Source organism: Anoxybacillus tepidamans PS2 (assembly GCF_000620165.1).
GTDB classification, from domain to species: Bacteria; Bacillota; Bacilli; order Bacillales; family Anoxybacillaceae; genus Anoxybacteroides; species Anoxybacteroides tepidamans_A.
In genome coordinates this window covers 19,229-42,298 of sequence record NZ_JHVN01000023.1, presented here as the reverse complement: position 1 = coordinate 42,298, position 23,070 = coordinate 19,229, and the positions used below count along the sequence as shown (strand labels likewise).

At 41.6% G+C, this 23,070-nt stretch carries 21 protein-coding genes; 15 read left to right on the top strand and 6 right to left on the bottom strand.

Annotated elements, in window-relative coordinates; translation table 11 throughout:
- The first annotated feature begins 52 nt into the window (after window positions 1–52).
- The 6 genes from N667_RS0115100 to xylB all read left to right on the top strand — a co-directional run bounded on the left by N667_RS0115100 (window position 53) and on the right by xylB (window position 7,895).
- The gene (locus N667_RS0115100) at window positions 53–931 is read left to right on the top strand and encodes a carbohydrate ABC transporter permease (protein WP_027410336.1); all 879 of its coding nucleotides are present in this window, start codon (window positions 53–55) and stop codon (window positions 929–931) included.
- Window positions 932–1,009: 78 nt separating this feature from the next.
- The gene (locus N667_RS0115095) at window positions 1,010–1,819 is read left to right on the top strand and encodes a carbohydrate ABC transporter permease (RefSeq protein ID WP_232223983.1); all 810 of its coding nucleotides are present in this window, start codon (window positions 1,010–1,012) and stop codon (window positions 1,817–1,819) included.
- 32 nt (window positions 1,820–1,851) lie between these two features.
- Complete coding sequence (locus N667_RS0115090) at window positions 1,852–3,963, top strand: glycoside hydrolase family 52 protein (RefSeq protein ID WP_027410334.1); 2,112 nt, start codon at window positions 1,852–1,854, stop codon at window positions 3,961–3,963.
- Between the two features lie 58 nt (window positions 3,964–4,021).
- Window positions 4,022–4,660, top strand: coding sequence for a YesL family protein (locus tag N667_RS0115085; RefSeq protein WP_027410333.1), 639 nt, complete (start codon window positions 4,022–4,024; stop codon window positions 4,658–4,660).
- A 392-nt stretch (window positions 4,661–5,052) separates the two neighbouring features.
- Window positions 5,053–6,378, top strand: coding sequence for a xylose isomerase (gene xylA, locus N667_RS0115080; RefSeq protein WP_027410332.1), 1,326 nt, complete (start codon window positions 5,053–5,055; stop codon window positions 6,376–6,378).
- A 17-nt stretch (window positions 6,379–6,395) separates the two neighbouring features.
- Window positions 6,396–7,895, top strand: coding sequence for a xylulokinase (gene xylB, locus N667_RS0115075; RefSeq protein WP_027410331.1), 1,500 nt, complete (start codon window positions 6,396–6,398; stop codon window positions 7,893–7,895).
- Between the two features lie 311 nt (window positions 7,896–8,206).
- Here xylB and N667_RS0115070 read toward each other — a convergent pair whose 3' ends face one another.
- The 3 genes from N667_RS0115070 to N667_RS0115060 form a co-directional block, all read right to left on the bottom strand.
- Window positions 8,207–9,325 carry an RNA-guided endonuclease TnpB family protein gene (locus N667_RS0115070; protein WP_027410330.1) on the bottom strand — a complete coding sequence of 373 codons (1,119 nt, stop codon included), beginning with the start codon at window positions 9,323–9,325 and terminating at the stop codon, window positions 8,207–8,209.
- Window positions 9,326–9,336: 11 nt separating this feature from the next.
- Window positions 9,337–9,735, bottom strand: coding sequence for an IS200/IS605 family transposase (gene tnpA / locus N667_RS0115065; protein ID WP_027410329.1), 399 nt, complete (start codon window positions 9,733–9,735; stop codon window positions 9,337–9,339).
- Window positions 9,736–9,837: 102 nt separating this feature from the next.
- Window positions 9,838–10,206, bottom strand: coding sequence for an iron chaperone (locus tag N667_RS0115060; protein ID WP_027410328.1), 369 nt, complete (start codon window positions 10,204–10,206; stop codon window positions 9,838–9,840).
- Window positions 10,207–10,597: 391 nt separating this feature from the next.
- Between N667_RS0115060 and N667_RS0115055 the strand changes: the two genes are divergently transcribed.
- Together N667_RS0115055 and N667_RS0115050 are read left to right on the top strand one after the other, a co-directional pair.
- Entirely contained in the window at window positions 10,598–11,362 is a 765-nt protein-coding gene (locus tag N667_RS0115055) for an enoyl-CoA hydratase (RefSeq protein WP_027410327.1), read from the top strand.
- Window positions 11,363–11,475: 113 nt separating this feature from the next.
- Window positions 11,476–12,546: a nitronate monooxygenase gene (locus N667_RS0115050; protein ID WP_035099062.1), complete on the top strand. Its 1,071-nt coding sequence runs from the start codon at window positions 11,476–11,478 to the stop codon at window positions 12,544–12,546.
- Window positions 12,547–12,817: 271 nt separating this feature from the next.
- Here N667_RS0115050 and N667_RS0115045 read toward each other — a convergent pair whose 3' ends face one another.
- Window positions 12,818–13,189 (bottom strand): hypothetical protein, encoded by a 372-nt coding sequence (locus N667_RS0115045; RefSeq protein ID WP_027410325.1) that lies wholly within the window; start codon window positions 13,187–13,189, stop codon window positions 12,818–12,820.
- 865 nt (window positions 13,190–14,054) lie between these two features.
- Between N667_RS0115045 and N667_RS18800 the strand changes: the two genes are divergently transcribed.
- Both N667_RS18800 and N667_RS0115030 read left to right on the top strand, forming a co-directional pair.
- Window positions 14,055–15,839, top strand: a complete 1,785-nt coding sequence (locus N667_RS18800) for a sensor histidine kinase (protein WP_051530062.1) — start codon at window positions 14,055–14,057, stop codon at window positions 15,837–15,839.
- A complete protein-coding gene (locus N667_RS0115030; RefSeq protein WP_027410324.1) occupies window positions 15,805–16,536 on the top strand; it encodes a LytR/AlgR family response regulator transcription factor in 732 nt (243 codons plus the stop codon). The genes N667_RS18800 and N667_RS0115030 overlap by 35 nt, the downstream gene beginning before the upstream one ends.
- 264 nt (window positions 16,537–16,800) lie before the next feature.
- On the opposite strand, the gene N667_RS20355 is transcribed toward N667_RS0115030, so the two are convergent.
- Window positions 16,801–16,935: a hypothetical protein gene (locus N667_RS20355; RefSeq protein ID WP_269528360.1), complete on the bottom strand. Its 135-nt coding sequence runs from the start codon at window positions 16,933–16,935 to the stop codon at window positions 16,801–16,803.
- The gene (locus N667_RS20235) at window positions 16,928–17,110 is read right to left on the bottom strand and encodes a Fur-regulated basic protein FbpA (protein ID WP_035099061.1); all 183 of its coding nucleotides are present in this window, start codon (window positions 17,108–17,110) and stop codon (window positions 16,928–16,930) included. The genes N667_RS20355 and N667_RS20235 overlap by 8 nt, the downstream gene beginning before the upstream one ends.
- 177 nt (window positions 17,111–17,287) lie before the next feature.
- Between N667_RS20235 and N667_RS0115015 the strand changes: the two genes are divergently transcribed.
- The 5 genes from N667_RS0115015 to tnpB all read left to right on the top strand — a co-directional run bounded on the left by N667_RS0115015 (window position 17,288) and on the right by tnpB (window position 23,012).
- The gene (locus N667_RS0115015) at window positions 17,288–17,587 is read left to right on the top strand and encodes a MerR family transcriptional regulator (RefSeq protein ID WP_027410323.1); all 300 of its coding nucleotides are present in this window, start codon (window positions 17,288–17,290) and stop codon (window positions 17,585–17,587) included.
- Between the two features lie 98 nt (window positions 17,588–17,685).
- On the top strand, window positions 17,686–19,155 hold the full coding sequence (locus tag N667_RS0115010; RefSeq protein ID WP_027410322.1) for a Na+/H+ antiporter NhaC family protein: 1,470 nt from the start codon (window positions 17,686–17,688) through the stop codon (window positions 19,153–19,155).
- A 125-nt stretch (window positions 19,156–19,280) separates the two neighbouring features.
- Window positions 19,281–20,624: a Na+/H+ antiporter NhaC family protein gene (locus N667_RS0115005; RefSeq protein ID WP_027410321.1), complete on the top strand. Its 1,344-nt coding sequence runs from the start codon at window positions 19,281–19,283 to the stop codon at window positions 20,622–20,624.
- Between the two features lie 92 nt (window positions 20,625–20,716).
- A complete protein-coding gene (locus N667_RS0115000) occupies window positions 20,717–21,667 on the top strand; it encodes an endonuclease I family protein (RefSeq protein WP_027410320.1) in 951 nt (316 codons plus the stop codon).
- Window positions 21,668–21,908: 241 nt separating this feature from the next.
- Window positions 21,909–23,012: an IS200/IS605 family element RNA-guided endonuclease TnpB gene (gene tnpB / locus N667_RS0114995; protein WP_027410319.1), complete on the top strand. Its 1,104-nt coding sequence runs from the start codon at window positions 21,909–21,911 to the stop codon at window positions 23,010–23,012.
- Window positions 23,013–23,070 lie beyond the last annotated feature (58 nt).

The following is a 23,070-nucleotide window of genomic DNA, read 5'->3' as shown; positions in this document are numbered from 1 at the left end:
TCTAGTAAAATGCTTTACACAAAATTTTATACATCATCAAAGGGGAAACGGTATGAATAAAATGATGTCCGATAAGAAAGTCATCGCTTTATATATACTTCCGTCCTTGCTGCTCATTATGGCATTAGTGTATATTCCAATCTTCATGACAGGCTACTATAGCCTAATGAAATGGGACGGTATTGGTACCATGAAATTTATCGCATTAGATAACTATAAACAATTGATTAAAGATGATATGTTTTGGAGAAGTGCGTATCATTCTTTTTTACTGGCGCTTTTTTCTGTTATTAGTTTAGCAGGATATTTAGCTGTTTCATTGGTGCTTTCGGGAAAAATAAAAGGGGCAAATGTGTTAAGAAAGACTTATTTAATTCCAATGTTATTGTCTTCGGTGGCAATCGCTCAACTTTGGTTAAGGATTTACCATCCGTCTAACGGAATGTTAAACCATTTTCTTACCTCTCTTGGTATCGATGATCCGCCGAACTGGCTGGCTGATCCTTCTATTGCTCTATATTCTATTTTTGTTCCGATTATTTGGCAATATGCCGGTTTTTATATATTGATTTACTATGCCGCTTTGAAAAACATCCCATCTTCCATCATCGAGGCTGCAGTGATCGACGGGGCGAATCCATGGCAGTTGGCCTATAAAATCAAACTTCCGTTAGTTTCTGGAGTGATTAAAATCACCGTTGTGTTAGCAGTCGTCGGTTCATTAAAGTATTTCGATTTAATTTACGTTATGACAGGAGGAGGGCCGAACGGTGCAAGCGAGGTCATCGCTTCGTATATGTATCAAAAAGCGTTCCGCAGCTTCAATTTTGGCTACGGAAGTGCAATTGCTTTTTCTTTATTGCTGATTTGTATTATCATTACGTGGTTGATTAGAAAATTAACCCGCTCCAATGAGGAAATACAATACTAACAAAAAGGAGGGAAAGAAACAATGAGAGAAAAATCAGTGAGACCATTACCGCTGAAGAAATTTGGAAAGCAAGCAGGAATGGCCGTTTTTTATACAATTTTAATTGTTTTTGCAGCTTTACAAGTTCTCCCTCTTGTTTGGCTATTATTTTTTTCCTTGAAGAATAATCAAGAAGTTTTTAATACCCCCTTATTTTCCTTGCCTTCTGTACCAAGGTGGGAAAATTATGTGAAAGTATGGGTGGAGGGCGACATTGGCCGATACTTTTTCAATAGCGTTTGGATCACTACCGTATCTGTCATTTTTACTGTTTTGTTGGCAAGTTTTGCTACATTTGCAATTACCCGCATGAATTGGAAGCTAAAATATGCCATGCTCGGATTGTTTATGGTTGGGTTAATGATTCCGGTTCATTCTACACTTATTCCGTTATTCGGTTTTTTTACAAAGATCCAATTAATTGACCATCCAATGTCTATTATTTTAACAAATGTTGGGTTTAATTTACCAATTACTATTATGATCTTGCTTGGCTTTTATAATGCTTTGCCAAGAGAGTTAGAAGAGTCAGCGGTTATTGATGGGTGTTCCGTTCATCGAATGTTTTTTCAAATCATTTTGCCTATGACCTCTCCTGTTATGGTGACAACGACCATTATTAATATGATTTACAATTGGAACGAGTTTGTTTTTGTTAATACATTTATTAGCTCCGAACAGTATAAAACATTAACGGTAGGCATTCAAAACTTTATCGGTCAATATACAACAGATTGGGGAGCGATTGGAGCTACGCTGATGATCAGTGTGTTGCCTATTTTACTAGCATTCTTTTTTCTTAGCGACAAAATCGTTGAAGGAATTACTGCGGGAGCGATTAAAGGATAAAACCACGATAATTGGAGAGAGGAGAATCATATATGCCGCAAAATATATTTTTTAACGCCCATCATTCACCTGTTGGGGCGTTTGCCAGCTTTACGTTAGGATTTCCGGGAAAGAGTGGAGGGTTCGATCTGGAACTGGCTCGGCCGCCGCGGCAAAACGTATTCATTGGAATCGCCTCTTTGGACGATACAGGACGTTATGAAATGCTGCCTTTTTGGAAATCAGGAGATGACGAGAGCAAAAGATACGATATCGAAAATCCAGACCCTAACCCGCAAAAGCCGAAAATTCTTATACCGTTTCGTAAAGAGCAAATTGAACGAAATTTTCACGTTTCTACTGATACGTGGAAAGCAGGAGACTTAACATTTACTATTTATTCGCCGACCAAACCGGTTCCTAATCCTCAGACAGCAACGGAGGAAGAATTAAAATTTGCCTTAGTTCCAGCCGTGCTTGTTGAAATGACTGTTGACAATACGAAAGGGACAGCGGCAAGAAGGGCGTTTTTTGGTTTTGAAGGAACTGATCCTTACACCTCTATGAGAAGAATCGATGATACGTGCCAAGAGCTGCACGGAGTCGGTCAAGGGAGGATGATTGCCATTGTTTCTAGAGACAATGTGCGATCAGCGCTCCATTTCAGTATGGAAGATATTTTGACAACACCATTAGAGGAAAATTGGACGTTTGGGCTAGGAAAAGTCGGAGCATTAATGATGGATACTCCGGCTGGAAAGAAAAAAACGTATCGATTCGCCGTTTGTTTTTATCGAGCGGGATACATAACGGCTGGGCTAGATGCTTCCTATTATTATAACCGCTTTTTTAAAAACATTGAGGAGGTAGGTGAGTATGCGCTTGCCCATTTTGAAGAGTTAAAGAAAAGTTCGTTACAATCGAATCAATTGATTGAAAAAGAAGGGCTATCCGATGATCAAAAATTTATGATGGCCCATGCGATTCGGAGCTATTACGGAAACACCCAATTACTTGAACATAATGGAAAACCAATTTGGGTTGTCAATGAAGGCGAATATCGAATGATGAATACGTTTGATTTAACCGTTGATCAATTGTTTTTCGAATTGAAAATGAATCCGTGGACTGTGAAAAATGTATTAGATTTTTATGTGGAACGATATAGTTATCACGATCATGTTCGATTTCCCGGAGATGACAAAGAATATCAAGGCGGAATTAGCTTTACTCACGATATGGGAGTAGCCAATACGTTTTCACGCCCTCATTACTCTTCGTATGAACTATATGGGATTAGAGGCTGTTTTTCCCATATGACACACGAGCAACTTGTCAACTGGATACTATGCGCAGCAGTGTATATAGAACAAACAAAGGACTGGGATTGGCGAGATGAGCGTTTATCGATTTTCGAGCAATGTCTAGAAAGTATGGTTCATCGTGACCATCCAGACGCACAAAAAAGAAACGGAATCATGGGGCTTGATAGTAGTCGAACGATGGGAGGAGCAGAAATCACAACATACGATAGTTTGGATGTTTCTCTAGGCCAGGCGCGTAATAATTTGTATTTGGCCGGAAAATGCTGGGCCGCCTATGTAGCGCTTGAAAAATTATTTCGTGATGTTGGCAAAGAAGGGCTCGCTACATTGGCGGGAGAGCAAGCGGAAAAATGCGCAGCGACGATTGTAAGCTATGCGACGATTGAAGGTTACATTCCAGCAGTGATGGGGGAAAGAAACGATTCAAAAATTATTCCAGCTATTGAAGGATTAGTGTTCCCTTATTTTACGAGTTGCCAAGCAGCTCTTGATCCGAACGGCCGGTTTGCTGGATATATTAGGGCTTTGCGAACACATTTGCGATATGTGTTACAGGAAGGGATTTGTCTCTTTCCGGATGGCGGATGGAAAATCTCATCAACGAGCAACAACTCTTGGTTAAGCAAAATTTATTTATGTCAATTTATTGCTCGCCATATTTTAGGCTGGGAGTGGGATGAGGCGGGGAAACGAGCAGACGCCGCGCATGTGTCTTGGCTAACACATCCAGAGCTTTCATTTTGGAGCTGGAGCGATCAAATTATTGCAGGTAAAATCAGTGGAAGCAAGTACTATCCGCGTGGAGTGACGAGTATTTTATGGCTGGAAGAGATAAAGTGAAATTAGCATTTGACAAGTTATGTTGAGTGAATTACTAGTGAGGGGAGGGAGGTCGAAAATGCCCGTGGATGGGAGAGAAGCACAGTTATACCGTGTATGTGATTGGATGGTGAAGTTGGCATACGCGAACTTATTATGGCTAGTTTTTTCGTTAATTGGATTGGTGGCTGTAGGTCTAGCGCCTGCCTCTATCTCATTATTTACGGTTATTCGAAAATGGCTAATTGAAGAGGAGAACATTCCAGTTTTCAAGACGTTTTTTCACACATACAAAAAAGAGTTTTTCCGCGCTAATGCATTAGGATTATTGATCATGCTTGCCATGTGTGTTCTATATGCCGATTTTCTGTATATGCTCAACGAGAAAGGAGTTATGCAAGGCCTTTTTTCTGCAGTTTTATTGATGGCTATCGTATTTTGTATAATGATTGCTCTGTACATTTTTCCTATTTATGTCCATTATCAACTAAGTGTTTTCCAATATATAAAATATGCTTTTTTGATTGGTGCCACTAACCCGATCACTACCGTTGCTATGATTGTTTCTATCTTTTTCTTAGGGATCATTTTCATGTATATGCCAGCATTCATCCCGTTTTTTGGAGCAAGCTCGTTTTCTTTTATTCTAATGTGGGGAGGATTAAGTTGTTTTCGAAAAATTGAGAAGAAAAAACGATTGATCAAGAATGTAAAATAATAGTTTCTTTAATTGCATTTTTACTAAAACTCGGAAATTCATTCTGTAGTTAAATGAACTTCCTCCATCTATACTTTGTTCAGAGGCGGGAGATTTCTCGGTGAATACGTTTAAAATGTTGATGGGGGATGGAGAAGCTCGTTTTCTGCTCGGCCATTGTAGTTAGCCGATTCTTACGAGCAGGCTTTTATCCCACTCCTCCCCTTAAATAAAAAATACTTTCCAAATACCTTTGGAGTAGAGTTTGTCCATAGTGAAGGAGCGCAAACAACTTTGTTTATCTAATAGACAAACAAATTTAAAAAGTGTATAATTTTATTGAAAATTCTGCTTGTTTTGACGTTCGCTAGTTAGTAATCACATTGTAAAACCATGATAAGGAGGAATTTGCTATGCCATATTTTAAAACGATCGGTACAGTCTGTTACGAAGGCCCAACTTCCAAAAATCCGCTGGCGTTTAAGTTTTATAACCCGGAGGAGAAAGTTGGCAATAAGACGATGGAGGAGCATTTGCGGTTCTCTGTTGCGTATTGGCACACATTTGTAGGGGATGGATCTGATCCGTTCGGGGTGGGAACGATGCTTCGTCCGTGGGACCATTATCGCGGAATGGATTTAGCGAAAGCGCGTGTCGAAGCCGCATTTGAATTATTTGAAAAGCTAAATGTACCGTTTTTCTGCTTCCATGATGTCGATATTGCACCAGAGGGAGAAAGTTTAAAAGAAACATATAAAAACTTAGACACGATTGTTGATATGCTTGAAGAATACATGAAAACAAGCAAAACGAAACTGCTTTGGAATACGGCCAATTTGTTTACGCATCCTCGCTTTGTGCACGGGGCGGCGACTTCCTGCAACGCTGATGTATTTGCCTATGCCGCAGCGAAGGTGAAAAAAGGATTGGAAATTGCGAAACGGTTAGGAGCTGAAAACTATGTGTTTTGGGGGGGACGTGAGGGCTATGAAACGCTTTTAAATACAGACTTAAAACTGGAGCTTGACAATTTAGCGCGCTTTTTACATATGGCAGTAGACTATGCAAAAGAAATCGGATTTGATGGGCAATTTTTGATCGAACCGAAGCCAAAAGAGCCAACGAAACACCAATATGATTTTGATGTGGCAAGTGCGCTTGCATTTCTTCAAACATATGGGTTGCAAGATTACTTTAAATTCAATATCGAGGCCAATCACGCAACATTGGCAGGACATACATTTGAGCATGAACTTCGTATGGCGCGGATCCACGGGATGCTAGGCTCTGTCGATGCGAACCAAGGAGACACGTTATTAGGCTGGGATACGGATGAGTTTCCGACAGACTTATATTCTACTACTCTTGCCATGTATGAAATTTTGCAAAACGGCGGTCTTGGCAGAGGCGGATTGAACTTTGATGCGAAAGTAAGAAGAGGATCGTTCGAAGTAGAGGATCTGTTTTATGCGCATATTGCTGGAATGGATAGTTTTGCCGTTGGTTTGAAAGTAGCCCAGCGTTTAATTGAAGATCGCGTTTTTGAGGATGTTATTGATAAACGATATAAAAGCTACACCGAAGGAATTGGCAGGGAAATTGTTGAAGGAACCGCGGATTTTCATAAATTAGAGGCATATGCTTTACAATTAGGAGAAATTCAAAACCAATCAGGGCGTCAAGAGCGGCTTAAAACAGTACTGAATCAATATTTGCTTGAAGTTAGTGCAACCCTTTAATGGAAAGAGGGATTACGTTGGAATATGTTATTGGCATTGACTTAGGAACGAGCGCTGTAAAGGTGCTGCTGGTTGATAAAAACGGCCGAGTAAAAGGAGAATGGACGGAGCCATACCCGCTTTACCAACCGCGTTCCGGATATAGCGAACAAAATCCCGAAGATTGGATAGAAAAAACAATCGCTGCGTTGAAGAATGTATTACAAACAGCGAAAATCGATCCTCACTCTGTTCGGGGCTTAAGTTTTTCCGGGCAAATGCATGGGTTAGTGTTGTTGAATGAGAAACACGAAGTATTGCGGGAGGCCATTCTTTGGAACGACACAAGAACGACAGAAGAGTGCCGAGAAATCGAGGAGCGGGTTGGAAAAGAGAAATTATTGTCCATTACGCAAAATCGGGCTTTAGAAGGCTTTACGCTTCCGAAACTATTGTGGGTGAAAAAATATGAGCCGCATATTTACGAACAGGCCCATACCTTTTTATTACCGAAAGACTATGTTCGTTTCCGCTTTACAGGGCACGTCGCAATGGAATACTCTGATGCTGCAGGGACGTTGCTTTTGGATATAAGAAATAAAGTATGGAGCCGGCAACTTTGCCATGCGCTTGACATTGATATTGGCCTGTGCCCCCCTTTAGTTGAATCGGCTGCCTATGTCGGCACGCTGCTTCCGGAAGTCGCAGAACAAACGGGGCTGCCAACGACTGTAAAGGTGTTTGCTGGAGGAGCGGACAATGCTTGCGGAGCGATTGGCGCGGGGATTTTATCAGAAGGAAGAACAATGTGCAGCATTGGTACGTCGGGTGTTATTTTAGCATATGAACAAACAGGAAATAAACAATTTGCTGGAAAAGTCCATTATTTTAACCATGCCAATCCCAACTCTTATTATATTATGGGGGTTACTCTGGCAGCGGGATACAGTTTTGAATGGTTTAAACGAACATTTGCCCCGGAAGATTCATTTTCCGAAATTGTAAAGCGAGCCTCTGAATCAACGATAGGCGCTAATGGACTATTGTTCACGCCGTACTTAGTAGGCGAGAGAACTCCTTATGCGGATGCTAATATTCGTTCTTCATTTATTGGAATTGATGCATCGCACACAAAATGGGACTTTGCTCGTGCAGTAATAGAAGGAATTACATTTTCTTTAAATGAATCGATAACGATTATCAAAGAAAGCGGAAAGCAAGTAAAATCAGTCGTATCGGTTGGCGGAGGAGCCAAAAGTCAGGAATGGTTACAAATTCAAGCAAACATATTTGATACCCCGATCGAAAAGTTAAAAAATGAACAAGGTCCGGGAATGGGAGCGGCGATGATTGCCGCATGCGGCTGCGGGTGGTTTACATCGTTAGAAGAGTGCGCAAGCGTGTTTAAGCAAGTGGAGCAGATTGTCGAACCGCGAGAGGAAGAAACCAAACTTTATCGGGAACTCTTCCTTGTATACCGCCAGATCTATTCACAAACGAAAGAAATAAATGAACAGTTAAAAAAGCTTCGCAAATAATCAAGCGCCGGTGGCTGCCGGTGCGTTTTTTATGTTTTGGCATGAACCTCTTCCACCTACACTCCGTTAAGAGGTAAGAGGCTTCTCGATGGATATGTTAAAGCCTCTCAGAAGTTTTCACAGCCTTTCTAAGAGCTACCCTATTTTTCTATTTCTGCCAAAAAGTTGAACAGTTTGCTTTATCCTCAATAGTGAACTACCCACCACTTATCAACCTTGCGGTTTGATTGAAGTGGGGGCTTCTCGGGTAGTCCTATCTAACGATAGGAAATGGACCGAGCGAACCCTCTCGTTCCAAGAGTTGTTGTTGTTTATGCTAACGCTAATAAGCCCAATCCTTCATTTTTGATATTGATCGCAGAATTGTGATCGCGATCCAATACCAAACCACAAGAACATTGGTACACACGTTCAGATAACGGCATTTCTTTTTCTTTGCCACAACAAGAACACTTTTTTGTCGAAGGAAACCATTTATCGATTTTGATCAGTTGTTTTCCTTGCTCTTTTAGTTTGTATTCTAAGAATCTTGTGAACATCCCCCACCCGTTATCATGAACGCTTTTTCCAAAATGAAGGGCTTGAGACATCCCCTTCATGTCTAAGTCTTCGATGACTACAGCGTCATAAGTGATTGCTAATTCTTTTGACTTGTGATGAAGAAAATTCATGCGTTGGTTTGCTATTTTTTCATGTAATTTAGCCACTTTTAAGCGTTGTTTTTCCCATCGTGAAGAACCTTTCTTTCTACGGGAAAGAATCCGCCCTGCTTTTGCCAGCTTGTCTAAAGCTTGTCGATAGTAACGTGGGTAATTGGCTTTCTCACCCCGTTCACTCTCGACATATAGACCGTCCATGGCAAAATCTAAACCGACCACTTTTTGAATCTTGACAGGTTCCATTTCCTTTTCATATTCGGTCAAAATCGAAATATAGTATTGGCCCGACTTTGTTTTAGAAATGGTACAAGATTTGATTTTATACTCGGCGGGGATTTCTCGATGTTGCTTCATTTTGATTGGTTTTTTGAACTTGGGCAATTGGATATGACCATTTTCCAACTTAATATTGCCGTTGACCATGTTTGTTGTGTAAGATTGCTTGTGCTTTTTACTTTTGAATTTCGGAAATTCCGTCCGACCTTTGAAAAAGTTTTTATAGGCATTTTGCAGGTTGATTTGCGCGTTTGCCAAAGCTAATGAGTCCACTTCTTTGAGAAACGGAAATTCTTCTTTATATTTGGCGGGTGTTGGCCACTTTTGCTTTTTAAGCCGTTCTTTATCGTTTTTGAATTTTTCATATAGTTCTTTGCGTTCGGCGAGCATTTTATTGTAGACAAACCGCACACAACCAAACGTTTTCTCTAATAACTCTTTCTGTTCTTCATGGGGGTATAGGCGAAACTTGAACGCTTTGTTTTGATGGGTCATATCTCATCAACTCACTTTTTGCCTTGATTCTCAATATACTTCCTTATGACATCTATTGGAGCACCGCCTGTTGTAAGCAGACAAAAGCTTCTTGACCAAAACATTTCTTTCCACAGTTTTGTTCTGATATGAGGAAAATTTTTCTTTATCAGTCGAGAACTTGCGCTTTTATAGGCATTGATAAACTTTGACAATTCGGAATTAGGATGGGCTTTGAATAGAACGTGAACATGATCGTTGTCATGATTCCATTCTGTCAAAGTAATGTTGTATTTGCTTCCAATCTCAATAAACATATTTTTTGCAAAATCAGATATTTCATCAGTGAATACTTCTCTGCGGTACTTCACGACTAATACAAGATGATAATGCAACGAGAACACTGAATGATTATTACTATCTAATTTCATTGATATATCAATCCTTTTATCTTTATAAGACTGATTATATCAAAACCTTTGGTTATCGCCAACCGAAATTCATCTCCCAGCCTACTCACGGGGCTGTGCCCTTCACGTTCCTTGAGGCGGGAGACTTCTTTCGGAAATTACGTTAAATTGAATGATTTTCTCAAGCAGTTCGTAATTTACCGGCTCATTCCAAGGAATTCGAAACAAACCTTTGGTAGCGCTGTAGCCAGCTTGTGCAATGTCATCGGCGAAGTGCGCAATGCATACTTCTTCGGGTGAAACGCTTAGATGATGCTTTGCCGTGGAAAAGCCAATGATAAATGTGCCATGATCGGTAAACATTGGCGTGTTCCACTTAATTTGTGGCTCCAAATTTGGAAATTGATTAGCAACCCATGCCAAAACTTTCTCTGTTCGGTCACGATGGTCGGGGTTATCGATACTTGCTAAATATTTCGCAAAAACTTCCATGTTATTCCCTCCTAAAATAAAAATTATGTCGTTCAGAGAAGTTCCTCAAACGCATTAGTCGTTACAACTCTTCATAGAACGCTCAGACACGTTCTTCAACAACACCCATTTCTAACTACATATTTGACAATCTCGATAGCCAAAACGGCTTAAAATGCAAATTAGAAGCTGTAAAAAGTCTTACAAGTAGAGGATAGAACATATGTTCTTATTCTTCAACCACTTAGGTTAATACCAACGGCCAGTCGTCTCCCACCTTCTCATGGAGATCATGCCCTTCCTATTTCTTTAGATAGGAATCTCGTGTAGGAAAGTGATAAAAAAGGAAATTTGAAAACTACGGGGAAATACAATAATGAAGGGAAAAAATCGGTCAAACAGGGGGAGTAAAATGCAAACAGTATCGTTGGCTTTTTCAGAAAATGTAGCGGTATTGGAGTTAAATCGCCCAGATTCCTTAAATGCAATGGATGTACAAATGTTAAATGAATTAGTAGAGGTGTTGCAGCAAATCGAGCGAAGCGAGGCATCGATCGTTGTTGTGCGCGGCAGGGGAAGAGGGTTTTCTGCTGGCGGCGACATTAAAACGATGTTGAGTGTCGATGCCCCGGAAAAGTTTTACGAGGTGATGAACACCATTAAGCAAGTCATTACAACCTTGTATACGATGCCGAAAATTGTGGTGGCAGCGATACACGGGCCGGCAGCAGGGCTAGGCCTCAGCTTCGCGTTAGCGAGCGACTATGTGATGGCGACTAAAGAAGCGCGTTTAGCCATGAATTTTATCGGTATTGGGCTCATTCCGGATGGTGGAGGGCATTTCTTTTTAGCGAAACGGGTCGGTGTCGTGAAAGCGAAGCACCTGATTTGGGAAGGCAAACAAATGAGCGCAGACGAGGCGTATAAGCATGGCATCGTGGATTTTGTTGCCGAAGATATAGCACAAATTGAACAAAAAATTGCTGAGTGGCGAGCTAAACCACTACAGGCGATGATCGCAACGAAGATGTTGTATGCTGATGTAACGAAAGATGAGCTGCATCGTGTGCTCCAACTTGAAACAGAAGCGCAACAAAAAATGCGACAAACGGAAGATCACCGCGAGGGCGTGCGGGCATTTCTTGAAAAAAGAAAACCGAATTTTATAGGGCGGTAAGTCGTTCTATTGATTAGATACATAGTAGTGTATCTTTTGTATCAACGTACCTGTTGCCGCGAAAACGCGGGTAACAGGTTTGTTTTTATCATTGAGACAGGAGGAATACAGAAATGCAGAAAACAATACTTCATACGCTTCGAATTCCAATTATTCAAGCGCCAATGGCTGGCGGAGTGTCGACGCCTCGATTGGCGGCAACGGTTTCCAATGCAGGCGGACTCGGGTTTTTAGCGGGCGGCTACAAAACGGCAGAAGAGATGAGAAAGGAAATCATAGCGGTTCGGGAAATGACGTCCGCCCCATTCGGCGTGAACGTATTTGTACCGGGCGCGCAAAGTAGCGATGAAAAAGCCCTATCTTCCTATCAGAAAGAACTAAGAAAGGAAGCAGAGCGGTTAGGAGTGCCGCTTGGGGATTGCCAATGGGACGACGACGATTGGGAAGCGAAGCTTGTTGTTTTATATAACGAGAAAATTCCGGTAGTTAGCTTTACGTTTGGATGTCCTTCGGCAGATATTATCGCCCGCTTAAAAGCGAACGGATCTTTTGTTATCGTCACGGTCACATCAACAGAGGAAGCGATCATAGCGGCACAAGCAGGAGCAGAGGCTCTATGTGTTCAAGGAGAAGAAGCCGGAGCGCATCGAGCCGTATTTCGAAATGCAAAAGATGCAGATCAGCACATAGGTCTTTTCACTCTGTTGCAGCAAATTCGTACCATCGTTGATCTTCCGTTAATTGGGGCAGGGGGGATTATGACGGGACGCGATCTTGCCGCAGTGCTAGCAGCGGGTGCGTGCGCGGCGCAGTTAGGAACGGCATTTTTACGCTGTTCGGAAAGCGGGGCACATCCCGTTCACAAAGCAGCGCTTGTCGATCCACAGTTTTCTGAAACCGTTGTGACTCGCGCTTTTACAGGTCGCCCAGCGCGCGGGTTAGTGAATCGATTTTTGGCTAAATATGATGCGATGGCACCGGCGGCTTATCCGCAAGTGCACCATATGACGAAAAGTCTTCGAAAGGCAGCGGCAGAGCAGAACGATCCGCATACGATGGCGCTATGGGCTGGACGAGGGTATCGGCTTGCTAAAGAGATGCCAGCCGCAGAGCTTCTTTCTTTGCTAATGGAAGAGGCGAGAGAGGCTGTGAGGGAAGCGATGGGCAGAGTAGATAAGTTGTGATGGAGAAACGCGGGATACATCGAAAGGTGCGTTTATCGAGGAAAACAAATGAGGTGATTACAAACTATTATTTACGTGGCAAATAAAGGGCTGGCACTCGAAGTCTAACAGGCTCAATTTTAAGGCAGAAAATCCAAAATGACGTGGTTTTCGGCAGAATGATGGAAACGAAAAACTCGGCAAATAGCCGAGCTTTTTGTCATTATCACTTTTATTACCAAGCCTTTATTAAAAGATGGTGTTGATTGTTTGGCAAAAGAAAAAAATCGTTTCAATCTTTTAATGGCTTCTTTTTTGTTATTTTATTAACAATCTTTTTTGAATAATACAACTCTTGTTCCAACACAAACATCTCGCTAGTTTGAGGAAAAGAATCTTTAAATGTATGAAAAAACTGCTCGGCTTGCCGATATGTTTCCATAAAAAAATCGTCATATAAACAATGAAAGGTAGTAGTTAGCAATTCTCCATCTTCAGAATAAATGCTATGAACAATCCAAGGATTATAGTTGATTCTTTTAACGAAATCGATAGATAGTATTTCTTCTTCTACCAATTCCAACAAAATGTATTTTCCGTTGTGAGGTAAAAAATATACTTCTCTTTTTTTAATGGGGTTATTTTTTTTCGCTAATAGACGCATCTGTCTTAACAACCATCTTAAAATATACGCAGACATGGCTTTCGATTTGGAGTGCGAGAAGACAAAATCACCGCTAGATATATTCATATTCGTCATGAATCCGCTATATAATTATATTCTTCAACAAACACCACATTTTCCATGTCAATATTAATTCTTACTTTTGAAATATCCATTCTATTCTGTCCTCTCTTCTTTGTATGTGCACCCTATGTAATTCTAATAGCTGAGATTATTCTTCTCTTAATTAATCTAACCTGTCTGTTGGATTGCAATCAACATCGTTCTTTAACAGAACATGGTATATCGATGAATAAAATATCTACAGTTATTTTAGGGAAGAATCAAGATTTTAATGTATATTGAGTGCTTGTTTGAATAATTTTAGTTCCTGTGTTTCTTCAGTATTTTTGAGTGTAAAGTGTAGTTTTTTCAACTAACACCTCAAAAGCTTCCTCATCTCCTCGCTTTTTAATATTCTAGTTCTGCCTTTTTGAAGTTCAATATTAATGAACCTTCCTCACCTATACTTCCATTAGAGGTGGGAGACTTCTCGGTAGATATGTTAAAAATAACCTCTTAATGTAAATAGTTTTTTGGGAATTTAAAATGATACTTAAAATTACTAGGAAAATGGATAACATTTTCCTGTCAAACTGACTATCAAAATGTAAAAAGTTTGATATAACAACAAAAACGGCATGTAAAACTGATTGTCAGTTAATACACCATTTTGCGTGTCAATTCAATTTTTCCACGACAAAGGTGAACCCGTTCCTCTAAGTCTAGCCATTTATTTTTTTAGTGTAAAAACATGTGAGTCTTTTGTATAATCGATGATAAGATCAAAGTAGAGGTGAAAGCAGTGTGGCAGCTTTGTCTGACGATGGTAGAACGGCTTGGGATTATTGTAATGGTCGCTTTTTTATTAACGCGTCTTCCCTATTTTCGCCGATTGATTTATCATCAGAAAGTAGATGGAATGCAGCGGTTTATTATCATGTTAATTTTCGGAATCTTCGGTATTGTCGGCACTTATACCGGTTTGACGGTGCATGTAGAAACGTTTGCAGTATCAAAATGGACATGGTCATTAAAAGAAAATGAAGCGCTCGCGAATTCACGCGTGATTGGTGTGGTCATTGCCGGACTTCTCGGCGGATGGCAAGTGGGGCTTGGAGCTGGGATTATCGCAGGCATTCACCGATTGTTTCTTGGCGGCTTTACAGCGGTGGCTTGCGGGGTTTCAACAATGGTTGCTGGAGCGATTGCGGGGATGGTGCATCATCGCAAGAAAAGAACGTTTGCACTTTCACCGGCTGTGGCGCTTGTCGTTGGCATGGCGGCGGAGGCTTTACAGATGCTTGTTATTTTATTGATAGCTAAGCCATTTGAACGAGCATGGCTTTTAGTGGAGGAAATTGGCATACCAATGATTATCGCCAATGGGCTAGGGAGCGCTATTTTTATTTTAGTGATTCGCAACGTGTTTCATGAGGAAGAGAAAGCCGGGGCTTTGCAAGCGGAGAAAGCGATGCGTCTTGCAGAAGCAACGGTGCATCATTTGCGCAACGGGCTGACGTCTCAATCGGCCAAAGCGATTTGTGAGCTTTTTATTAAAGAAGTTCCGTCGGTTGCCGTCGCAGTAACCGATCGAACTCACATTCTTGCTCATGTAGGAGCTGGAAGTGATCATCATTTTGCGAATGAACCGATTCAAACGGAAACGACCCGTCAAGTGATCGAAACGGGCGAGATGATGGTTGTGCACGATCGAGTCGTTTGTCATGACCGGGATTGTCCGTTGCACCAGGCGATTATCGCCCCGTTGAAGCGAAAAGATGAAACGGTGGGGACACTAAAGTTTTATTTTCAATCGGAAGCAGATTTATCGTCGATTACATTTGAATTTGTGAAAGGATTATCATCACTTTTAAGCTTGCAGCTGGAGATTGCTGAAGCAGAAAAGTATTATCAATTGATGAAAGAGGCACAAATTAAGGCATTGCATGCACAAGTGCATCCGCATTTTTTGTTCAATGCGCTCAATACGATTGTGTCATGTGTTCGCCTTGACCCCAATAAAGCGAGGCAGCTTCTCGTTTCTTTAGCTTATTATTTCAGAAAGAATTTGATTGGTGCGACTGAAATGATGTCTACATTGGAAGAAGAAATCCGTCACGTCCAAGCGTATTTGACAATTGAAGAAGCGAGATTCCAAGACAAGCTGCGCGTACGGTACGAGATTGAGGAAGGATATGAACAAGTGACGCTGCCGACGATGACGCTACAGCCGCTTGTTGAAAACGCGGTAAAACATGGACTAAAGCATATGAAAAAAGGAAGTGAAATCATCATTTCCGTTCAATCGCATGGAAATATGGTGCGAATTTCCGTTTCTGATAACGGAAAAGGTATGTCGGAGGAACAGGTTTCGCGGCTATTGCGAGCCCCGATTGTGTCGCAACAAGGGGCAGGAATCGGATTATATAATGTGAACGAACGGGTAAAATCGCTGCTTGGAGAAGAGGCGCATTTTTCGATTATATCGAAAGAAGGAGAGGGAACAACGGTTCAATTAATGGTCCCGCTGAAACACGAGGAAAAAGGGGGATATGAAATTGCGCATTCGGGTTATGGTCGTAGATGACGAACCGTTAAGTCGCGAAGAGCTGAAGCATTTATTATGCGTTTATGAACAAGTTGAGTTGGTTGGTGAAGCAGATTGTGGGGAAAGCGCTCTAGAGAAAATTGTGATGTTGGAGCCTGATGTCGTATTTTTGGATATTGAAATGGCGGAAATGTCCGGGCTTAGCCTTGCAAGGATGCTGCAGCGAATGAAGCAGCCGCCAAGCATTGTATTTGCAACAGCGTATCCGAATTATGCAGTAGAGGCGTTCCGCTATGAAGCGGTCGATTATTTACTAAAACCGTTCGACGAGGGACAAGTCGGGGAAACTGTATTGCGTCTCATTCGCAAATTTGAAAAAGAGCGGCTTGACTCTTCGGAACATACGCTTCGTAAGTTAGCCATTGAAGGGGAAGATGGGATTGTATACGTTTCTCCGCACGATATTTTGTATTGCTGCCGAGAAATTAAAGAGACGCTCATTGTAACAAAACAAAAAAGATATTGTACAAAGGTATCTTTAAAAGAATTAGAACAAAAATTAAAAGGAAATCTATTTTTCCGTCCGCACAAAAGCTATCTTGTGAATGTCCAAAAGGTGGAACAGCTGACCCCGTGGTTCAATGGCGCTTATCAGCTGACGCTTTCAGGAACAGACGAAAAAATTCCTGTCAGCCGCAATTATGTAAAAGCATTGCGGCAAAGATTGGAGTTATAAAATGATTTTGGGGTGATTAGTAGCTATAGTTACTTTTTGAATCAGCATATTAATTATTTACATGTATACTTGGCAGACAAAAAAGTATATCAGCAATCCTTCTTATATAACGAAAGATGGGAATGGCTAATTCCCATCTTTTTATACGCGAATTTTATATTTATACGCGAATTTTATAGTTGTGCGTTTCACCGTAATAAAATCTTCTTTAACTCTACTTGAGAGTCAATTGGTGCATTCATATTTTGATTTTTTGCGTAATATTTATTTGTTTTGTACTAGTCGTAACAACTCATATGCTTGTTCCCCTATGAGGGACATTAGATGCTCGAACATCTTATCTCGCTGTAAGTCTAATTCAATAATTCGCTTCGCTAGTTCAAACGCCTCTCTATTCAAATCGCTCCCTCCTTCTTTTTTCTGCATAGGCAGCTATTCGTTCATATTCGCGCCGCAATTCGCTGATCGTCCATTGTTGAAGGGAGGTATCATTCGAAAATATTCCTAATCGTAACAGTTTACCGATGTAAAATTGTTTTTGCCTCAGTACTGCTTCTCGGATCAAACTGCCCATTTTTCTCACTCCCTTTTTATTTATAATCATATATTCATTTTTGGGAAGGGGATATATTATTGTTAGGTTTCATTACATAAAAAATGAACTATTGTTAGGTTTTTTGACATTTTAGTAACGAGTTTAAATAAAAACTTATATAATTATGTTAATAAATTTACCGAAGGGAGAATTGGAATGAAGGGCAAGGATGATTCTTATAAATTGAAAAAAGTTATTTCAATCGGGGTTGTCAGCGAGCTAACTGGGCTGTCGCAGCGGCAAATTCGTTATTATGAAGAGCGGAAGTTGATTTTTCCAGATCGTTCGAGAGGGGCGCGAAAATATTCCTTTGATGATGTCGAGCGGCTAATGGATATTGCGGACAAGAGAGAAGAAGGGGTCACAACACAAGAAATTCGCAGGGAATTGACAAAAGAGCTGAGGGAGAAAATGTTAAAAGGGCAAATGAATGCACATTTTCGGTTTCGCGGGTAGCTAATAACAAAACTGGGAGAGAGAATACGTTGGCTCTATATGCACCATACTAAACATTAGAGGGTGGACTGATTTTTTAAGAAAAGGAGCTGTAAAATATGGAGCCATCTTGGAAAGCTCTTCTCCCGTTTTTAGTAGTAATTCCGTTATCGATATGGACGAGACAAGTCATTCCGGGGTTGTTCGTTGCGCTACTTCTTGGCAGTTATTTAGTGGACCCTACTTTGCTTGGCGGTTTAAAAACGATGCTTTCCTACACTGTGAATAATTTAATGCAGACAAACAACATTCGGATCATAATCTTCCTATATGTGTTCGCCGGTCTTATCAGCATGATTAAATATGCCGGGGGAATTAAAGGATTTGTTCATCTTGTAAGCAAAAAGGTCAAAACGGCAAGAAGCGCTTTACTTCTGACGTGGATTTCAACGATGGTGACGTTTAGCGATCCGGATTTTCGGATTGTAACGATCGCTCCAATCATGAAAGCGCTCAAGAAGCGCCTGCATTTATCTTCTCAGCAAATTGGGTTTACAATCGAGGTCACATCGAATCCCGTCGTGGCGCTAATTCCGCTCGCTACCGCGTTTGTCGGCTATATGGTATCGGTCATTGACAAGGCATTAAAGACGGCAGGGATTCACGAGAAAGCGTACAGCGTGTACGTTCAAAGCATCCCGTTTAACTTTTTTTCATTTACTATCATTATCGTCGGTCTATATTATAGTTTTTTTAAATACTCAAAAAAAGCGAAAACAGCCGAAGATGTGCAAAAATGGAATAGAGCCGTCCTGATGGAAGCGGCAACTGAGGCAGGAGAAAGTCCGAATGAAGCGCAAGGGGAAGAAGATTTAGAGTCGTGCCCTGAAGCGTTTGAGGAGGACACGCCGATTAAGCCATGGAACTTAATCGTTCCGCTTTCCATTGTTTTAGTGTTGACGCTTTTTTTGAGCTGGTGGGATGGACATAAAGGCGCCACGAGTTTCTTTGATGCGTTTCTGCGCAGCGATGCCCTCGGTGTCATGTTAGAAGCGCTAATGATCACTGTAATTGTCACGGTTGTTTATTTTTTAGTACAAAAATTCAAGCTCGCTGATCTTTTGACACATTTTGTTAAAGGCGGAAACGAACTAATGTCTGTTATTTTAATGCTGGCGCTCATTTGGGCGGTATCTGCTATTTCAGAAGATCTAGGGTTTTCCGAGTATATTACCGACCATGTGAAAGGATGGATTCCGCACTACTTTGTAGCTCCTGTGTTATTTTTGTTAGGTGCTCTTATTTCTTATTTTATCGGCTCATCGTGGGGAACGTGGGGATTGTTAATGCCGCTTGGTGTGACGCTCGCCCATGAGTCGGGAACAAACATTTTATTAGTGATTGGAGCTGTATTTGCCAGCGGCACATTTGGCGCTTTTGCCTCCCCGCTTAGCGATAATACGGTAACGTTGTGTACAATTTTAGATTTGCCGGTGATCGAGTATGCTCGCACAAAAATCGTCCCTTCGTTCATAGCAGCCGGACTGGCGGCCGTATTGTTCGGTGTCATGTCGTTTGTGATGAGATGATACAGTAAAAAGTCTAGTTTGCAGGCGCAAACTAGACTTTTTTGCTGTGAATAAATATGGAAAAATACATTTTTGTTTTGTATGATGAATAATAACCAAATCAGCTAAAAACGGAGAGGGGCTTTATGACGTACGATATTTCGTTTTCCAATCGGGAAATGCTCGGCTTATTGCTGACCACATTGTTGGGAATTTTTATTTCTGTTGTATGCCATATCACATTGCTTATTGGATTTACTCCCGGCCTTTTATTTTTAATCGCTGCATGCAAGAAAAAAGGAGTTGGCACCCGTGATCTTATGTTAATGGGATTACGCGGAGCGATGAAAACAAAGGAAGTGATCATTATTCTTCTTTTTGTGAGCATGTTGCTGCCAATGTGGGAGTTAAGTGGGACAATTAACGAAATGGTCGCCCTTTTTTTGCATTTTTTATCAAAGGATCACTTTTTATTTTTGGCGTTTTTATTTATGGTGCTGACATCGCTTTTGTTAGGCACCGCTGTCGGTTCGTTAAGCGCGCTCGGGATTCCGATTATAAGCGCTGCTTCTTCGCTTCATCTGCCGCTTGATATCGTAGCAGGGGCGCTCATTTCCGGCGCGTTTGTCGGCGACAGGACATCTATTTTTTCGAGCGCCTATCAGCTTTTGGCGCATACGGTGGAAGTGCCTCTATACCGTCAATTGCGCAAGCTGTTGCCGACAACGATTCTTGCCGTCGGACTGAGTGCTGCCTTGTATGCATTGTTTGATTCTATGATGATTCCCGCATCGTCTGCTGCTTTTTCGCCGCATATTTCAGCAAACGGCGGTATGGAGTTATTCATTGCCCTTATGCCGCCCGCGGTGCTTCTAACGCTTGTTTGTTTTCGCATCAAAATTAAGTACGCTTTTCTAAGCAGCATCTGCTGTGCAGCGGCCGTTGCGCTATTAAGAGGGGTACCTGCGCTTGCAATTGTAAATCATCTATGGATCGGCGGGGAACGGTTAGGCGGGGGAGTTCATTCGATGTTGTTTTTATTATTATTTATCGCCGTAGCGGGCGTCTATAATGGCATATTGGAGGAATTGCAGCTTGTTCAGCCGTTTTTAAATCGATGGCTGGCGGATGCTCGGTCGCTCGTTTCCTATTCATGGAGAACGATTGTGGCATCGCTTTTCATTGCTGTTGTAGCATGCAATCAAACATTGCCAATCATTTTAACAGGCCGTTCGTTTTTGTTTCATTGGCAAAAAAATTATTCCCGTGAAGAGTTAGCGAGAATTATGGCTGATTCGACGATGCTGTTTCCCGGTTTAATTCCTTGGAGCATCCTTGCCATTATGTGCAGCACGATCACGAAAGTTCCTGTTCTTTCTTACATGCCATATGCTATTTTTTTATGGAGCTTGCCTCTAATGACGCTATTCATTTCTTACGGAAAGCAAGTGCGTGCTAAAGAAGTTGCGTCTGCTGACAAATTTTTTTAGAGAGCAAGGCGGAGTCTCTCTTTCTGATATAATGGTGGTATACCTAATGCGAATACAAATGGGTACATCTCCTAAAGGCGGTGGAGAGACAGATGGCAGATGAGCGGCATTTGTTAAAAAGTGTGCAGGAGCTCAAGCAGTGGCAGTACGAAGATTATGATGCTCAGCTGATGTTGCTAAGGGAGAATCAACAACAAATTCAAACGAATGTGGCCGTATATTACGACGAGCCGAAAGACAAACGGGCAATGGAGCGGTATTACAGAAAAGTTACGAACGAACAAGATGGATTGGCTCTTTTTGTTAAATATCATGAACTTGTGACGCGGACGCATAAGCGGCGCTTGCCTTATTTTTTTAGCAAGGACGAGTATTTATATACATGGGTGGACCTTCACCCTGATGGTTCGGTTAGAAGCATTTATTCCGGGGAAAAGAAAGACCCGGAAACAGTAATTTTGCAAGATTACGAGATTATAAGAAAAAGATACGAAGAGTTTCAGCGGTTGTTAAAGAAAATGAGAAAAAATGAATTTAATATTGAACAAAAAATACGCGGCATTGAGCAGCAGTTGAAATTTAATACAGAGCACGTTGTTCCCCAGTCGTGGTTTGGGTCGAGGGAGCCGATGAAAGGGGATTTGCATCACCTTTTCGTTTGTCAGCCTAAATGCAATACGGTACGCTCGAATTTTCCATACGCTGATTTTCCATTTTATGAACCGGAATCTCCGGATGAGCGAATTCAAAACCACTGCGGTGTAGCCGATAATGGCTGGTTTGAACCGGAATACGGCAAAGGGACAGTTGCTCGGGCGATGTTGTATTTTCTGCTGCGCTATCCGACAGAGATCGCCAAAGCGTTTCGCAGAAAAATTGATATCCTATTGTTAGTACGTTGGCACAAACAGTTTCCTGTTACGATTTATGAAAAACATCGAAATCAAGCTATTTTTCTCATTCAAGGAAACCGAAATCCATTTATTGACGTTCCTCAGCTGGCGGAACGAATGATGTTTCCAATCAAACCAGTTAAAGAATAAACCGGTGATGAATCTCTCCCACCTATCCTCGATGTGGGGGAGACTTCTCGGTGGATTATGTTAAATCGACTGTATAATCCCTGTCCGTTTTTATCATTTTAGGCGAGAAGACTCCCACCTCAAGGAACGAACGTGAGTAGGCGGGAGAGGAATCGCCTTCGGACAAGGCTCTAGAATGATATAAAGATAGATTCAGTTATGGTATAATATGTATATCACCACATCAAGGCAGGGGAACGTCATGAGGATTCACAAATCCTACAAATTTCGTCTCTATCCCAACCTAAAACAAGAAGAGCTCATTAAAAAGACGTTTGGTTGTTGCCGATTTGTGTATAACTATTTTCTAGAAAAATGGGATCGCACCTATAAGGAAACTGGTAAAGGATGGTCGTACCACACTTGTTCCTCCCAACTCACTCAACTAAAAAAAGAATGGGTCTGGTTAAAAGAGGTGGACAGCACAGCTCTTCAATCTTCCCTGAAACACCTCGCGGATGCTTTTTCTCGCTTTTTTAAGAAGCAAAACGATCCACCGCGCTTCAAGTCTAAAAAGAATCAGGTTCAATCGTATACCACTAAGTACACGAATGGAAACATAGCTGTATTAGAAAAACACATCCAACTCCCGAAACTCGGTCTTGTTCGTTTGGCCAAAAGTCGTGAAGTGGAAGGTCGTATCCTATCTGTTACGGTTAGACGGAACCCAAGCGGGAAATATTTTGTATCTATTTTGGTGGAAACGGACGTGCATCCTCTTCCCAAAACGGGTTCAGCGGTTGGAATCGACTTAGGATTGAAAGAGCTGGCGATTCTTTCAACGGGCGAACGATTTGAAAACCCAAAATGGCTGCGCAACATGGAACAAAAACTCATTCGGGCCCAGCGTACCTTGTCCAGACGGGTCAAAGGTTCCTCGAATTGGTATAAGCAACGCATCAAAGTGGCTCGCATTCACGAAAAAATCACCAACACAAGAATCGATTACTTGCAAAAAATTTCAACGCAGATCGTCAAAAACCACGACATCATTGCGTTGGAAGAGTTGCAAGTGTCCAACATGATGAAGAACCACTCATTAGCCAAAGCGATTCACGAAGTGTCTTGGTCACAATTTCGCACCATGTTGGAGTACAAAGTGAAATGGTACGGGAAACAAGTGGTCGTTGTATCGAAGACCTTTGCCTCTTCCCAACTCTGTTCGTGCTGTGGCTACCAACACCAAGAGGTGAAACATCTGAACCTTCGTGAATGGGAATGTCCATCTTGTGGAACCCATCACGATCGGGATCAGAACGCGAGTATCAATATTCTAAAAGAAGGACTGCGCTTGTTGTCGTGTTAGACAACGGAACCGTTGGGACGACGGGGATCGCCTACTAAGAGAACCGAAGGAGGCTTCG

Bases quoted from the DNA above. Each gene is read 5' to 3' on its own strand.
- N667_RS0115100 (WP_027410336.1), top strand. From the start codon at position 53: ATGAATAAAATGATGTCCGATAAGAAAGTCATCGCTTTATATATACTT.
- N667_RS0115095 (WP_232223983.1), top strand. From the start codon at position 1,010: ATGGCCGTTTTTTATACAATTTTAATTGTTTTTGCAGCTTTACAAGTT.
- N667_RS0115090 (WP_027410334.1), top strand. From the start codon at position 1,852: ATGCCGCAAAATATATTTTTTAACGCCCATCATTCACCTGTTGGGGCG.
- N667_RS0115085 (WP_027410333.1), top strand. From the start codon at position 4,022: ATGCCCGTGGATGGGAGAGAAGCACAGTTATACCGTGTATGTGATTGG.
- xylA (WP_027410332.1), top strand. From the start codon at position 5,053: ATGCCATATTTTAAAACGATCGGTACAGTCTGTTACGAAGGCCCAACT.
- N667_RS0115070 (WP_027410330.1), bottom strand. From the start codon at position 9,325: ATGACCCATCAAAACAAAGCGTTCAAGTTTCGCCTATACCCCCATGAA.
- tnpA (WP_027410329.1), bottom strand. From the start codon at position 9,735: ATGAAATTAGATAGTAATAATCATTCAGTGTTCTCGTTGCATTATCAT.
- N667_RS0115060 (WP_027410328.1), bottom strand. From the start codon at position 10,206: ATGGAAGTTTTTGCGAAATATTTAGCAAGTATCGATAACCCCGACCAT.
- N667_RS0115055 (WP_027410327.1), top strand. From the start codon at position 10,598: ATGCAAACAGTATCGTTGGCTTTTTCAGAAAATGTAGCGGTATTGGAG.
- N667_RS0115050 (WP_035099062.1), top strand. From the start codon at position 11,476: ATGCAGAAAACAATACTTCATACGCTTCGAATTCCAATTATTCAAGCG.
- N667_RS0115045 (WP_027410325.1), bottom strand. From the start codon at position 13,189: ATGCGTCTATTAGCGAAAAAAAATAACCCCATTAAAAAAAGAGAAGTA.
- N667_RS0115030 (WP_027410324.1), top strand. From the start codon at position 15,805: ATGAAATTGCGCATTCGGGTTATGGTCGTAGATGACGAACCGTTAAGT.
- N667_RS20235 (WP_035099061.1), bottom strand. From the start codon at position 17,110: ATGGGCAGTTTGATCCGAGAAGCAGTACTGAGGCAAAAACAATTTTAC.
- N667_RS0115015 (WP_027410323.1), top strand. From the start codon at position 17,288: ATGAAGGGCAAGGATGATTCTTATAAATTGAAAAAAGTTATTTCAATC.
- N667_RS0115010 (WP_027410322.1), top strand. From the start codon at position 17,686: ATGGAGCCATCTTGGAAAGCTCTTCTCCCGTTTTTAGTAGTAATTCCG.
- N667_RS0115005 (WP_027410321.1), top strand. From the start codon at position 19,281: ATGACGTACGATATTTCGTTTTCCAATCGGGAAATGCTCGGCTTATTG.
- N667_RS0115000 (WP_027410320.1), top strand. From the start codon at position 20,717: ATGGCAGATGAGCGGCATTTGTTAAAAAGTGTGCAGGAGCTCAAGCAG.
- tnpB (WP_027410319.1), top strand. From the start codon at position 21,909: ATGAGGATTCACAAATCCTACAAATTTCGTCTCTATCCCAACCTAAAA.